Origin of the sequence: Corynebacterium lizhenjunii, from assembly GCF_011038655.2 — a bacterium.
In the GTDB taxonomy this organism is placed as follows: Bacteria; Actinomycetota; Actinomycetes; order Mycobacteriales; family Mycobacteriaceae; genus Corynebacterium; species Corynebacterium lizhenjunii.
Window position 1 is genome coordinate 1561782 of sequence record NZ_CP064954.1, and the last position, 13260, is coordinate 1575041.

General features: G+C 62.6%; 10 protein-coding genes. 4 read left to right on the top strand and 6 right to left on the bottom strand.

Going from position 1 to position 13260, the window contains the following annotated elements; translation table 11 throughout:
* Positions 1-191: 191 nt before the first annotated feature.
* The 4 genes from infB to rimP all read right to left on the bottom strand — a co-directional run bounded on the left by infB (position 192) and on the right by rimP (position 5468).
* Positions 192-2972 carry a translation initiation factor IF-2 gene (gene infB / locus G7Y31_RS07395; protein WP_165006722.1) on the bottom strand — a complete coding sequence of 927 codons (2781 nt, stop codon included), beginning with the start codon at positions 2970-2972 and terminating at the stop codon, positions 192-194.
* Positions 2973-3095: 123 nt separating this feature from the next.
* Complete coding sequence (locus G7Y31_RS07400; RefSeq protein ID WP_165006725.1) at positions 3096-3515, bottom strand: YlxR family protein; 420 nt, start codon at positions 3513-3515, stop codon at positions 3096-3098.
* Positions 3516-3713: 198 nt separating this feature from the next.
* Positions 3714-4919 carry a transcription termination factor NusA gene (nusA, locus tag G7Y31_RS07405; RefSeq protein ID WP_244977358.1) on the bottom strand — a complete coding sequence of 402 codons (1206 nt, stop codon included), beginning with the start codon at positions 4917-4919 and terminating at the stop codon, positions 3714-3716.
* Between the two features lie 6 nt (positions 4920-4925).
* Positions 4926-5468 (bottom strand): ribosome maturation factor RimP, encoded by a 543-nt coding sequence (gene rimP / locus G7Y31_RS07410; protein ID WP_165006728.1) that lies wholly within the window; start codon positions 5466-5468, stop codon positions 4926-4928.
* 99 nt (positions 5469-5567) lie between these two features.
* Here rimP and G7Y31_RS07415 point away from each other — a divergent pair, with 99 nt between their 5' ends.
* Both G7Y31_RS07415 and G7Y31_RS07420 read left to right on the top strand, forming a co-directional pair.
* Positions 5568-6359 carry a hypothetical protein gene (locus tag G7Y31_RS07415; protein ID WP_196823542.1) on the top strand — a complete coding sequence of 264 codons (792 nt, stop codon included), beginning with the start codon at positions 5568-5570 and terminating at the stop codon, positions 6357-6359.
* Positions 6360-6769: 410 nt separating this feature from the next.
* Positions 6770-7906 (top strand): HNH endonuclease signature motif containing protein, encoded by a 1137-nt coding sequence (locus G7Y31_RS07420; protein WP_165006732.1) that lies wholly within the window; start codon positions 6770-6772, stop codon positions 7904-7906.
* Between the two features lie 580 nt (positions 7907-8486).
* Here G7Y31_RS07420 and G7Y31_RS07425 read toward each other — a convergent pair.
* Positions 8487-10256: a proline--tRNA ligase gene (locus G7Y31_RS07425; RefSeq protein ID WP_165006735.1), complete on the bottom strand. Its 1770-nt coding sequence runs from the start codon at positions 10254-10256 to the stop codon at positions 8487-8489.
* Between the two features lie 32 nt (positions 10257-10288).
* Here G7Y31_RS07425 and yaaA point away from each other — a divergent pair, with 32 nt between their 5' ends.
* Entirely contained in the window at positions 10289-11017 is a 729-nt protein-coding gene (yaaA, locus tag G7Y31_RS07430; RefSeq protein ID WP_165006738.1) for a peroxide stress protein YaaA, read from the top strand.
* Here yaaA and G7Y31_RS07435 read toward each other — a convergent pair.
* Positions 11014-12351: a DUF4921 family protein gene (locus G7Y31_RS07435; RefSeq protein ID WP_165006741.1), complete on the bottom strand. Its 1338-nt coding sequence runs from the start codon at positions 12349-12351 to the stop codon at positions 11014-11016. The genes yaaA and G7Y31_RS07435 overlap by 4 nt on opposite strands.
* A 43-nt stretch (positions 12352-12394) precedes the next feature.
* On the opposite strand from G7Y31_RS07435, the gene G7Y31_RS07440 reads away from it, so the two are divergent.
* Positions 12395-13219, top strand: coding sequence for a PhzF family phenazine biosynthesis protein (locus G7Y31_RS07440; RefSeq protein WP_165006744.1), 825 nt, complete (start codon positions 12395-12397; stop codon positions 13217-13219).
* The last annotated feature ends 41 nt before the right edge of the window (positions 13220-13260 follow it).

Consider the following 13260-nt stretch of genomic DNA (forward strand, 5'->3'; position numbering starts at 1 on the left):
TGCTCGTGTGTCTTTGTGTTTGTGCTCGTGCGCTAGAACTTTGACAAATTCTAGTAGACCTCCGGCTGATTTGCGACACCCTTCCACTCCGCAGCCCGGGACCATTGCCTGGGCACAGCCAAAACGTCCGGCAGCCCCCGCATTCCATCTAGGAACGGGGGGCTGGGTGGCACAAGGACGGGGTATGCCGCTTAGGAGCGCGGAACCTCAACTTCCTCGTAAGCCTGGACGATGTCGCCTACCTGGATATCCGGGTAAGACAACACCATACCGCACTCATAACCGGCACTCATCTCAGTCACGTCATCCTTCTCATGACGCAGCGACTCGATCTTGGCGTCGGAGACCACCACGTTGCCGTCGCGAACAATGCGGACCTTGCCGTTGCGCTTGACCTTGCCGTCGGTGACCATACAGCCGGCGATGGTGCCCACTGCAGAGGACTTGAACAGCGCGCGAATTTCTGCCGCGCCAGTCTCGCGCTCCTCGAAGATGGGCTTGAGCATGCCCTTGAGAGCAGCCTCGACCTCTTCCAAAGCGCGGTAGATAACCGTGTAGTAGCGGATATCCACGCCCTCGGCGTTTGCTTCCTCGGTCGCCTTGCCTTCCGCACGCACGTTGAAAGCAATGATGATGGCGTCCGATGCCGCCGCCAAGGACACGTTGGTCTGTGTCACCGCACCAACACCACGGTCGATGATGTTGAGCTGCACCTCGTCGTCGATCTCTATCTCCAACAGGGCATCTTCCAGTGCCTCGACAGAACCGGCGTTGTCGCCCTTGAGGATGAGGTTGAGCGTCGAGGTTTCCTTCAGTACAGCGTCCAGATCCTCCAGGGAGACACGCTTGCGTGCCTTGGCCTGCAGTGCAGAGCGCTTGCGGGCGTCACGCTGCGCAGCAATCTGGCGGGCCACCCGGTCGTCTTCAACCACCAGCAGGTTATCGCCAGCGCCCGGAACACCGTTGAGGCCTTGGACTTGCACCGGACGGGAGGGGCCGGCCTCTTCGACGTCGTTACCAAACTCATCGAGCATGCGGCGCACGCGGCCATGGGAGCCACCGACCACGATGGAATCACCCACGCGCAACGTACCGCGCTGCACGATGACCGTGGCCACCGGACCGCGACCGCGGTCCAGGTGAGCCTCAATAGCCACACCCTGGGCGTCCATGTCCGGGTTAGCGGTGAGCTCCAGAGCGGCATCGGCAGTCAAGATAACCGCCTCAAGCAGCTCGTCGATATTCTGGCCCGCCTTCGCAGAGATGTTGACGAACATGGTGTCGCCGCCGTACTCCTCCGGAACCAAACCGTACTCGGTGAGCTGGCCGCGAATCTTATCCGGCTGTGCCTCCGGCTTATCAATCTTGTTCACCGCCACCACGACCGGGATATCCGCAGCCTTAGCGTGGTTGATGGCCTCCACCGTCTGCGGCATCACGCCGTCGTCCGCGGCAACCACCAAGATGGCCAAGTCCGTGGACTTCGCACCGCGGGCACGCATGGCGGTAAACGCCTCGTGGCCCGGGGTATCCAGGAAGGTGATGGTGCGCTCGCCGTCCTCGAGCTCCACGGTGGTCTGGTAAGCACCAATGCCCTGGGTGATGCCGCCGGCCTCGCCCTCGCGCTCGTTAGTCTTGCGGATGGTATCCAGCAAGCGAGTCTTACCGTGGTCAACGTGTCCCATAACAGTAACCACCGGCGGGCGCTTCTGCAGAGCTTCCTCGCCGCCTTCGTCCTCGCCGAACTGCAAGTCAAAGGACTCCAGCAGCTCGCGGTCCTCATCTTCTGGCGAGACAACCTGAACGTCGTAGTGGATCTCCGCGCCCAGCAACTGCAAGGTCTCCTCAGACACCGAGGCAGTAGCCGTAACCATCTCACCCAAATTAAACAGGGCCTGAACCAAAGCTGCGGGATCCGCACCGATCTTCTCTGCGAAGTCAGCCAAAGACGCACCGCGGCGCAAGCGCACGGTCTTGCCACCACCATCAGGCAGACGTACGCCGCCTACCTCATGCTTTTGCTGCTCTTCGTACTCATGGCGCTTCTGACGCTTGGACTTCTTGCCCCTGCGCGGCGCGCCACCCGGGCGCCCGAAAGCACCAGCCGTGCCACCACGGCGTCCACCGCGGCCGCCACCAGGACCGCCACGGAAGCCGCCACCCTGGCCGCCACCGCCTGGTCCGCCCTGACCGGGACGTCCACCCGGACGCCCGCGTCCACCGGCACCGCTGGCGCTAGCCGACTTAGCCGGCATGGCTGCCGGGTTCGGGTGCGAAGGCATCATAGCCGGGCTAGGCCGACGCCCACCGGTACCACCCGGACGCGGCTGCCCACCTGGGCGCGGCTGACCGCCCTGGCGGCCCTCACCGGGACGTCCGCCCCGGCCCTCACCAGGCTTGGCACCCGGCTTAGCCCCCGGACGGGGCCCCTTGGTCCCACCCGGGCGGGGGCCCGGACGCTCAGACGTACCCGTGGAGAACGGGTTATTGGCTACACGGCGGGTACCACCTGGCTTGGGCATCGACCGCGGGGTCGGTGCGTTAGACGCGCCAGCCCCGCCCGGCTTCGAGGCGCTCGCCCCCGGCTTCGGTGCAGCAGCGTTTGCCGCACCCGGCTTCGGCGCGCCAGGCTTAGCCGTAGCCGCACTGCCCTGTGCCGCAGAAGCACCTGGCTTCGGGGCGCTCGCCCCCGGCTTGGGTGCACCAGGCTTTGCCGCACCCGGCTTCGGCGCGGCACCCGGCTTAGGTGCCACGTTGCCAGGCTTAGCGGCGGTAGCACCGGGGGCATCGGCAGACTGACCTGCAGGATTCTTGGCCTCATAATGGGCCCGCATCTTCTTAACCACCGGCGGTTCGATGGTCGAAGATGCCGTCTTAACAAACTCGCCCTGCTCCTTTAGGGTAGCGAGCAGTTCTTTACTTGTAACTCCGAGCTGTTTTGCGAGCTCGTGAACGCGTAGCTTTCCGGCCACTTGTCTCCTCTTGGTTGTCCTTGAGGGCGGCGAAAAGACTACGTAAGGCTTTTAACAACCGCCGTCAAGAGTTGAACTTCCGACTTTCATCGCTGATGCTTCATCGTTGTGCGCTCATCAGTGTTAGGTCTTCCTCTTATAAACTTCTGTGTCCTTGCACTCCGCCTGTGGCTTGGGAAGCCATTCAGACGGGCGAGGACCTGAATGTCCAGGCACCTGCGGGCTGCCCGACGCCTTCGCGTCCAGGTACGCACGCACGTGCTCCGTGTCTACATGGGCAGACGTTCGCAGCGCACGCCCAAAGGCACGGTTGCGCTGCGCTAGCTCCAAAGCATCCACATCCGGGCTCAACCATGCTCCCCTTCCGGGCAGTTTGCGGTGCGGATCCGCCAAAATGCGCCGACGCTGGGGGTCATTAGGGTCAATGACCACGCGCAATAGTTGCACATCAGGTTGGCGCTTGCGGGTAGCGATACACGTGCGAAGGCGAGGGGTGGTCAATCCAGCCAGCTCCTTAAAATCCGCATTCACTACACGTGCCAAGGCTCCCGAAAGCACCGAATGCTCTTGGGCCGTTATCCATGGTACGCCAGTCCGGTGCGTTTTTTAAACCAGGCGTTTTAGACCGCACTTTTAGCCACAGGCAAAAGCTAGAGGCATAGCTGTCCTGACTATTGCGCCCCTGGGAGGCAGGCGAACAGGCACCACAGGGGCAGACGCGAGCACCCCGCCGTGGCAGGACTAATCCACCACCTCGGCATCGGAATGGATGTCAATCTTCCAGCCAGTCAAACGGGCAGCCAAGCGAGCATTTTGCCCCTCTTTACCGATGGCCAGTGAGAGTTGATAATCCGGCACCACCACACGGGCTACCTGGGCCTCGGAATCCACAATCTCCACCCGGACCACCTTGGAAGGAGCCAGGGCGTTACCCACGAAGGTCGCGGGATCCTCGTGATAGTCAATAATGTCGAGCTTTTCCCCATTGAGCGCGCGCATAATGTTGTTCACACGCGCGCCCTTCGGTCCAATACACGCGCCCTTAGCGTTAAGTCCCTTGGCATTGCCCCGCACCGCAACCTTGGAGCGATGCCCAGCCTCGCGGGCAATGGACACAATCTCCACCGAACCGTCCGCAACCTCCGGGATTTCCAGCTCAAACAGTCCGCGTACCAGCTCAGGGTGAGTACGTGACAGGTTCACCTGCACAATAGCACCGTTCTTATTCACGCCCACCACGTAGGCTCGAATGCGGTCCCCGTGTTGCAGGCGCTCGCCCGGAATCTGCTCAGCCGGTAACAAGATACCGTCCTGAGACTCCAGCTCAGTGCCCAATTGGACCACCACAATGCCGCGGGCATTTGCATGCACATCCTGCTGTACTACGCCGTGGACAATCTGGCCGGTGTACTCGCTGTAAGAATCATAAGTGCGGTCTGCCTCAGCTTCGCGCAGCCGGCGCACGATGGAATCACGTACCGCAAGCGCGCCAATACGGGAGAAGTTAGCCGGGGTATCGTCATATTCGTTGGTCACTTCCCCGGTCTCCGGGTCCAACTCGCTCACAATGACAGCCACGGCGCCGGTTTCCACATCAATGTCCACTCGCGCCTTGGATGCCGGGAACCCACCCGCAGGCTGTACTCCCTCGCCCTGAGCATCAGCCGCACCATCATCTTGGCCTGCCGCACGGGCTGCTGCCAATTGCGCCGGGGTGGCCACCGGCGACTCTCCGGAGCCAGACTGAGCTGCACCAGACTGCCCGGCTCCGGGCTTTGCGACTCCGGCCCTAGCGGCAGCAGATTTCGCGGTGGTGGGCTTTGCGTCCATCGCCCGGTACTCACGGTACGCACGCAGCAAAGCGGTCGCGATGGTACTGAGCAGATCGTCTACGGAGATACCGTGCTGGTTCTGAATGCTCCGCAGTGCCGAAATGTCGATATTCACTTATTCCTATCCTCTCGCCTGCGCCACCTCGGCGCCTTGTGCAAACGTATAACCAACCGCGTCCAATTCCGACTGCGACGGGGTTGAGAACTCAATTTCTACCACTGCACCCGCGCAGTTTTCCACTCGCTCCACGCTCAACTCCAGGCGTTTGCCGTTCGTGGCAATGAGAATCACCTCATCTTCTGCAGGTGAAAGCGCCCCCAGACGCACGCGGCGCTCGCCCAACCGCACCAGCCGCCCCTGATTACGACGGAAATGGCGCGGCTGTGTTAAGGGCAGATCCACCCCAGGGGTAGAAACCTCCAGCGTATAACCTGCGCCAAAGCTCAGCACACCCGTGGACTCCAGCTGGTCAAAGAGTTCGGACAGCTGACCAGACAGTTGCTCCAACTGGTCCGAGGTCGGCCGCGCATCCCCGTCAACGCGGATAATTACCTGGGATTTCTTACCAGCCGGGGTGGCCTTAATGTGTTCAACGTCTAAACCATGCGCCGCCGCGACAGGCTCAACGTGAGGTAGTAATGCTTCTGTGGTGGGAAAAGCCATGCCTCCACCCTACAGCCGCACGCCCCAGGTAGGGTGTATCGGGTGAATCGCCACTCCAGTCCTTCGCCCCGCCAACGTCACCCGCACCTTAGGGTTGGCGTGCTGGCACTCGGTTGCGCGACGGCCACCGGACTCACTGGCTGCGCTCAGGCCAGCGACCTTCTCGATCAGCTAGTTGGCCCACGCCCGGACGCGACCCTAGTGGAATTGGCTGCGCAGACTGCCGAGGTTGCCCCGGAGGCATCGGCCAAGCTGGTAGAAGAGATTTCCCGGCTGTGCGGCACCCATGACACTGGCCATCCTCCCGCCAGTTGCGACGGCGAGGCCATCAATCGCGCTCTTGCCCAGGACCACGGCCAGCTCACCCCCGCGGAAATTCCCCACGCCTTGCTCACCGCCCCCACCCCGCAGGAGTCCCGCGCGCTGCTCACTGCGCTGGCCATCGACTCCTTGCGCACCACTCAGCAGCCCCCGCAGCAGCCCAACCAGCCCCTTGGCGAAGAGCACGCCGGAATCATCCGCACCCTCGCCCAGTGGGAACACCAGGCGATTTGGGCCTTGGACGTCACCCGTGCTTTTGCCGATCCCTCCCAGGAGGCTGACATCGACGCCCAACTCCAGCAGCACGAGTCCGCCTTGGCAGTACTCCAGGCCGCCCTCCCTCCCAACGATGCCCCCTCTGCCGCCGCCTATACCGACTCCTCCTTGTCCCTTCCCCGCGGCACCCAGCCTGCCGATACCGCCGCCACCGCCGAACAGATACGTTCCAGCTCCACACTGGCATGGCAACGCGCCGCAGTCGACTTTGCTTCCTCTGCCGATGCCCCCGCCGACTGGACCCTGTGGCTGTCCAGCCAGGCCGCGCTGCTCGGCGCCCCAACACCGCTTTAAGCTGCGAGCGTCTCCCCTACCTGCCACACCTGCCACCCGGGACCCGCCCCCAGCACCCGGCAGGCCCCACCCCAACGCTTGGTGCCCGGAGCTGTCCCGCCACTCCACACCGCTTGATGCCCGGAGCTGTCCCGCCACTCCCCACCGCCTGCCGCCGGCACCCCGACTGCCCTCGCTACCGCATGCCACCTACGCGTGGCCCGTCTCTACGACCCGGCACTGACACCGCGACCACAATCCCGCTTGTGCGCCGCGATCGGCCTACCCCCAATCTGGGTTGCGTCACCCCCGTGTGGGTGCCCCCGCCGCCATGGTAGATCGTCCCAAAGTTTACCCTCATTGCACACTCGAGTGGACAATTTTCCGATAACCCTTGCGAACGTCCCACGAGAGTGTTTATTCTCGGTGGCATGAACTTCGAGACACTACTTGCGGGCCAAGGCCCCGTCATCGACGCCCTAGCCGGATTCGCCGGCCACAGCGTCGAAGACCTCACGACAAGCGGGCTATGCCCACTTGTCGCACGCAAGTACGTCACGCTGTATAACACCTACTACGGGCAGACCTCGTTTACCGGCCTGCAATACAAAGCCTTAACCGCTGCCCGCACCCAAGGACATTCTGCTGAAGCCTTAGACTTCATCGAGACCAAAACCAAGCGAGTTGCCGACAAACTCGCCAAATGGAAACTACGCGTCAAACTCTGCAAAACGCCTGCAGCACAAATTGAAGCAGTAGCCCGGGAGCAGCTAAAGAAACTGCTCAAGCCGCGTGAGGTTAAAGAAGGCGTAAGCCTCACCCACCACGCTAATGGGCTAGCCACGCTCAAAGCCACAGGCAAGTCCGTGGACATTATGGACGTCCACGCTGTGGTTGACCCTCAAGACCAAGTAGAAAGCTTCCTGGCAGCCTTCAGGGGCGGGGGCGCTGGCAAACAACGCTACATCCCAATCATCCCCATCTACCTGGATCAGATCTGTGAGTTCGTCGACCGGATGCACAACCCCGGCCGCTATCCCACCGATGCCGATATCCGCGTCCGCGCCTCCAACGGCGCCATCCTCACCGGCAAGGACCTCCTGGAACGGTTGTGCCTGGACTATGGGTTTATCGCAGCGCTATCGCGTGAGCATGGTCCTCTGGATTTGTACCGTTATTCGCGTAGCGCTAACTCTAAGCAACGCTTATTGCTACTCGCCGAAGGAGCAGAATGCTCCTGGGTAGGCTGTCACTTGCCGTTTGATAAGTGCCAGATCCACCACATCCACCCCTGGAACCACGGTGGCCAGACCAACATGTCAAACCTCACCCCACTGTGTCCGCACCATAACGGTGCTAATGAGGACCACCCACCAGATGGCATCCCAATAACCCGGGGCCGGATGGTACGCATGGGTACCGGGGTTGGGTGGCAAGCACCCGGTGGCGCCCCACCAATACAAACCCGGCCCGCGCCCACACCGCCATCAGCCACACCCACCAACTACCAACCCACCGACTCCCCACCGCAAGCCCACCGCCAGGCAACACCACCACCGGAAAGCTAGCCGCCAACAGACCAGCTAACGGCCTCACGGCCAGCAGGCGGACCGGCCGGAAGGTATACGGCCTCTTGCCAGATAGCAGCCACCGGCGGGCGGTGGGAAGCTGGCGGCATCGGAAAGCACACAGCCCCAACCGCGCGACTTCAACAAAGAAGGCGCACGGAAGGGGCCAGAAGTGCGTGCGGTCAGGGGTGTGGACCTCTTTTCAAGAGTCTCGGAGTCTATGTCTACCGTGCACGCGCGATGATCGCGGTGGCTCAGCCTCATTCTTCTTATCGTTGGCTTCAGCGTCATGGCCATCGGAGCTCTGGTACAGCCCGAGCCAGTAACATCGACTCTGCCCGCCGGAATGGATCCCACGCGGGTAGAAGATTAGCGCGGCCAGCGACCTAGAAAAGGGACAGACGGACACACACGCAGCGGTAGTGCTGGCACCTATCATCATGGCGGCTGGTGTGTGTTTGTCCACAGCACCGGCGGGGTGATTACCTCCGCAGGTGTGCGCCTGGCCGCCGTCTTTACAGCCCTAGCGGTCCGCCTGGGCTGGTACCTTCTGGTGGCCCCACGAGGCGCACACTGTCACCTAACCGCGTACCAGCTCCACCAGCTTGTCCACGATCTCCGCAGCGGGAACCTCCAGAGTCTCCCCGCCACGGATCCGCAGTTCAATAATGCCGTCTGCAAAAGAGCGCCCCAGCACCGCAATAAACGGCATACCCAGTAGCTCTGCGTCCTTGAACTTCACACCCGGGGAGACCTTCGGACGATCATCGAAAAGCACCTCGATACCCGCCGCATCCAAGTCGGCCACCAGCTTATCGCCGGCCTCCAACGCAGCAGCGTCCTTGTTCGCCACCGCAACGTGCACCTGATACGGCGCGACCTCTACCGGCCAGTTCAAGCCCTTATCGTCAGCACGCTGTTCAGCCAGCACAGCCATCATGCGCGAAATGCCAATGCCATACGAGCCCATGGTTGGCACCGCACGCTTGCCGTTTTCATCAAGAATCTGCACATCAAAGGCTTCGGTGTACTTCCGTCCCAGCTGGAAAATGTGTCCCAGCTCTATACCGCGCTCCAGCGTCAGCGTGCCCTGGCCCTCCGGTGCCGGGTCACCCTCCTTGATTTCTGCGGCCTCGATGAACTCGTCCACCTCAAAGTCACGCCCAGCCACGCACTGGGCAATGTGCACGTTCGCGGCATCGCCGCCCGTGATCCAGGCAGAGCCCTTGACCACCCGCGGGTCGGCATACACCTTGACCCCATGGGCATTAAGCGCCCGCGGCCCCACATAGCCCTTGACCAAAAATGTATTCTGCGCAAAGTCCGCCTCAGACGCCAGCTCGAACTCCAGCGGCTCCAAAGAGGCTTCCAGGCGCTTTTCATCCAACGCCCGGTCGCCCGGAATCAACACACCTGCCAGCTCCCACTCCTTGGCCTCGCCCGGACCAACCGGCGCCGCGGTCTTTACCATCATGCACTTCAAAGTGTCCGCACCGGTGACCTCACGTCCGTCAACGCGCAGACCTTCGGCCCGCGCCCACTCCACCAGCGTGTCAATGGTTTCCGCGTTCGGGGTCGTGTACTCCTGCAGCGCAGGCTGGCCCTCCAGCGGCACCTCCGGCGGCACCGGAGTCACTACTGCCTCCACGTTTGCTGCATATTCGCCCTCGGTGGCGCGCACGAACGTGTCCTCACCTGCAGGGGAGACCGCCAGGAATTCTTCCGAGGCAGAACCACCCATGGCCCCAGAGGTGGCCTTGCAGATGGCGTAGTCAATCTTGAGCCGGTCAAAAATATTCTGGTACGCCCGGCGGTGCTTCGCATAAGACTCATCCAGCCCGGCGTCTGTCATGTCGAAGGAATACGAGTCCTTCATCACGAACTCCCGGCCGCGCAAGATACCCGCCCGCGGGCGCTCCTCGTCACGGTACTTCGTCTGAATTTGGTACAGGGTTACCGGGAAGTCCTTATACGACGAATAGAGGTCCTTGACCGCCCCGGTAAACATCTCTTCGTGGGTAGGCCCCAGCAGCATGTCCGCGCCCTTGCGGTCCTGCAGGCGGAAGAGGTTATCGCCGTATTCGGTCCAGCGCTGCGTCTGCTCGTAAGGCTCGCGCGGCAGCAGGGCCGGAAACAGCATTTCCTGCCCGCCAATGGCGTTCATTTCCTCACGCACTACGTCTTCAATCTTGCGCAGGGTGCGCAGTCCCAATGGCAGCCAGGTGTAGACACCTGGGGCGGCACGGCGGACATATCCCGCGCGTACCAAAAGCTTATGGCTGGTGACTTCGGCGTCAGCCGGGTCTTCGCGCAGAGTACGCAGGAATAGTTGAGATAGGCGTGTAATCATGGTTTCTCAATATACCCGGCTACCCTAGGCATATGCTCATCATCCTCCCTCCTTCTGAGACTAAAGCCCATGGCGGCACCCAGGGACCCCTTGACCTAGGCAGTCTGATGTTTCCGGAGCTCAACCCCACGCGGGAGGGCATCGGCAAGCTCTTGGCGGCACTGGACCCGGAGGAGGCTTTGGGGGTGCTGAAGCTGTCGCAGAAGCATCGCGCGGAGGTGGAGGCAAATACGCTCCTGTTTAGCTCCCCCACTCTGCCTGCGGTGGAGCGCTACACGGGTGTGCTTTACGATGCCCTCGCCGCCCCCACCCTGCCAGATTCCGCCCGCGAACGCCTGGCCATTAGCTCCGCACTCTTTGGCGTGGTGAGTGCAACGGACTTGATCCCTCACTATCGGCTGTCCGGGACTTCCAGGCTGGCGGGTGCGACGATGAAGTCGCACTGGGGCACTGCTTTGCGTAACGTGCTAACCCAGCTGCGCGAGTCCGGTGAGCTGATCATCGACATGCGCTCCGGCGCATACCAAAACCTGGGCAAAGTGGGCGGCCCGGGCGCAATTACTGTGCGCGTGGAATGCGTGCTCCCGGATGGCAGCCGCAAGGTGGTCTCGCATTTTAATAAGAGCTACAAGGGGCAGCTGGCCCGCGTGCTGGCCCTGACGCCGCAGCCGGCGGCTAGCATTGCAGACGTTGCTACCTGCGCCGAGGCTGCCCAGATGCGTGTGGAGGTGCGCGGCCAGGAGCTGGTGCTGGTGGTCTAGAGCTTGCCGATGCCCCCGTTTCCCTCCGCCTCCAGCCGTACCCCAGGTGCCAGGCGGCCGGCCTCACGCAGTCGGTGCAGGTTAGCAAGTACTTTCTCCCGCAGTGCCCACGGGGAGATGGTATTGACATAGATTTTGGTACCACCCTCAAACCCTGCCAGTGTGGATACGCGCAGTTTGAGCAGCACGCGCCAGGGCTGCGGCAGCGCCACACCCGGGGGTTGGTGGTGCCATTCCTCATTGCTAGCTACCGCAGGCCCCACTGCAGCGTGAGCGGCGTGGAGCAGGTCTGAGACCGCCCGCTGCTGTTGCGGGGTCTGCTCCCACGGCGTTCCGGGCACGGTGGAATAGACCTCTAGCGTTGGATAGCGGTGACCAAAACCGGCAAAGAGCACCGCAGAGTCACTCGCTGCGATAATCAGTCCTTGCGCAGCGGCGTAGTCCAGCGCCCAATCCTGGTACATCGTCGGATGCTGCTCCAGGAGCGCGAGTTCTTGTTGCGCGGCATGGGAGAGCTCATCTATGGCCACCAGCTGCTTATGCAGATGGTCAAAAGAGGCCCCGGCGGGTGCAAGCCAGTTCTGAAACGCCACCACGTACGCCGCTTGGGGGTGAGTCGCGTAAAGCTCGGCCATGGACTCGGCTGTAAAGCGGACAAATAGCGCATGCTCCTGCGGGTTCAACGTGCCCGCCGCGGCTAATTCCGCCTTTGCCCGGGCGTCTTCTCCGCCGGTTTCTTTGCCGCCTACGTGTGCACCTCCAAGCCGGGAGAGATCCCAGTGATGCGGGCCAATGATGATGTCGTGACCCCCGCCGAAGAAAGCACGGGCTTGCTGGCGCAACTCAGGCTCACTCAGTTCCCCTTCCAGGCCGGCAGCGTGCCGTTTTGCCTGCAACACCGCCAGCACGTGCTCGCGCCCGGTTGGGTCGGCCAGGTAGGCGTCCATCCGCGCCGCAGCCGCCGGGTCCAGCTCATAGCCATGATTGGCCTGCCAATACTCAAAAGAGACAATCTCAAACAGGTTGGGCACCCGGCGAAATAGCGCCGGGGCGGTCACTGTTTCCGCGGCACTTAGCCCCTGCACAATCTCCCCCGAGGCCAGCATGCGGGATTTCTCCGGCGGTGTTTCCACCCTGCGCCCAGCGCAAAAGGCGCAGTGTTGCCCCAGCGGCGCGGTGGCAAAGGACTCCCGCGGCGGGGCATCGGAATGCAGGGGCCGGTTAGCCCGCCCTGGCACCGTCCACACCTGTGTGCCGGAGAAGGGATTAACCTGCTTCAAGGTGCCATCGGCCATGCGACGAATGGGGTCTACGGGAGGAAAGCTAACAGCCATACCTGTAGCTTATTCCCCGGCCCAGCGCCTATGATTAACGCCCATGCAACACCCCTACATGGAAGTCGATGTGTTCTCCCAAGGCGCCTTCAGTGGCAATCCGGTGGCAGTTATTGCCGATGCCGACGCCCTGTCTACCGCCCAGATGCAGCGCATCGCCGCCTGGATCAATTTCTCCGAAACCACGTTCCTGTGCGCACCCACCACCCCTGGTGCGGATTATCGTGTGCGGATCTTTACCCCGGTTGAGGAATTCCCCTTTGCCGGGCATCCGACGCTCGGCGCAGCAGCGGCTTATGCCCATCTCAGCGGAACTACAGGCGACCTGGTGCAGGAGTGCGGCATCGGCAAGGTAGTGGTACGCCGCCAGGGTGAGCGTTTTGCCTTTGCCACCCCGCCCCTGCAGCGCGAGGGGGAGCTCAGCCCACAGGAGTTAGCACAGGCTTGCGAGTTTGTGGGCATTGCTCCGCAGGAGGTCACTGCGCATGGCTGGGTGGACAACGGCCCTGGTTGGTGTTTGCTTCAGCTTGCCGATGCCCCCTCCGTGCGCGCCCTGTGCCCCTCCTTCACCGGGGACCTCAAGGTCGGCGTGGTGGGAATGACCGGCGCCGCCGACCCCACGGCGCCGCTGTATGAGGTGCGGGCATTTACCCCCACCTTCGAGGACCCGGTCACCGGCTCCTTTAATGGCGGCGCCGCCCAGTTTTTGCGCGCCCGCCAGCTGGTTCCGGCGAGCTACACGGTGGCCCAGGGTGGGAGCGTAGGCCGCAATGGCCGCGTCTACATCGACGATGACGGCACCGACATTTGGGTCGGCGGCACCGCCACGGTGCGTGTACGCGGCACGCTAGATTCCGGGCAGGTCTAGGAGCCGAGCACTCCCGGCCTGCCTTCGCCCGCGCTGCCGCG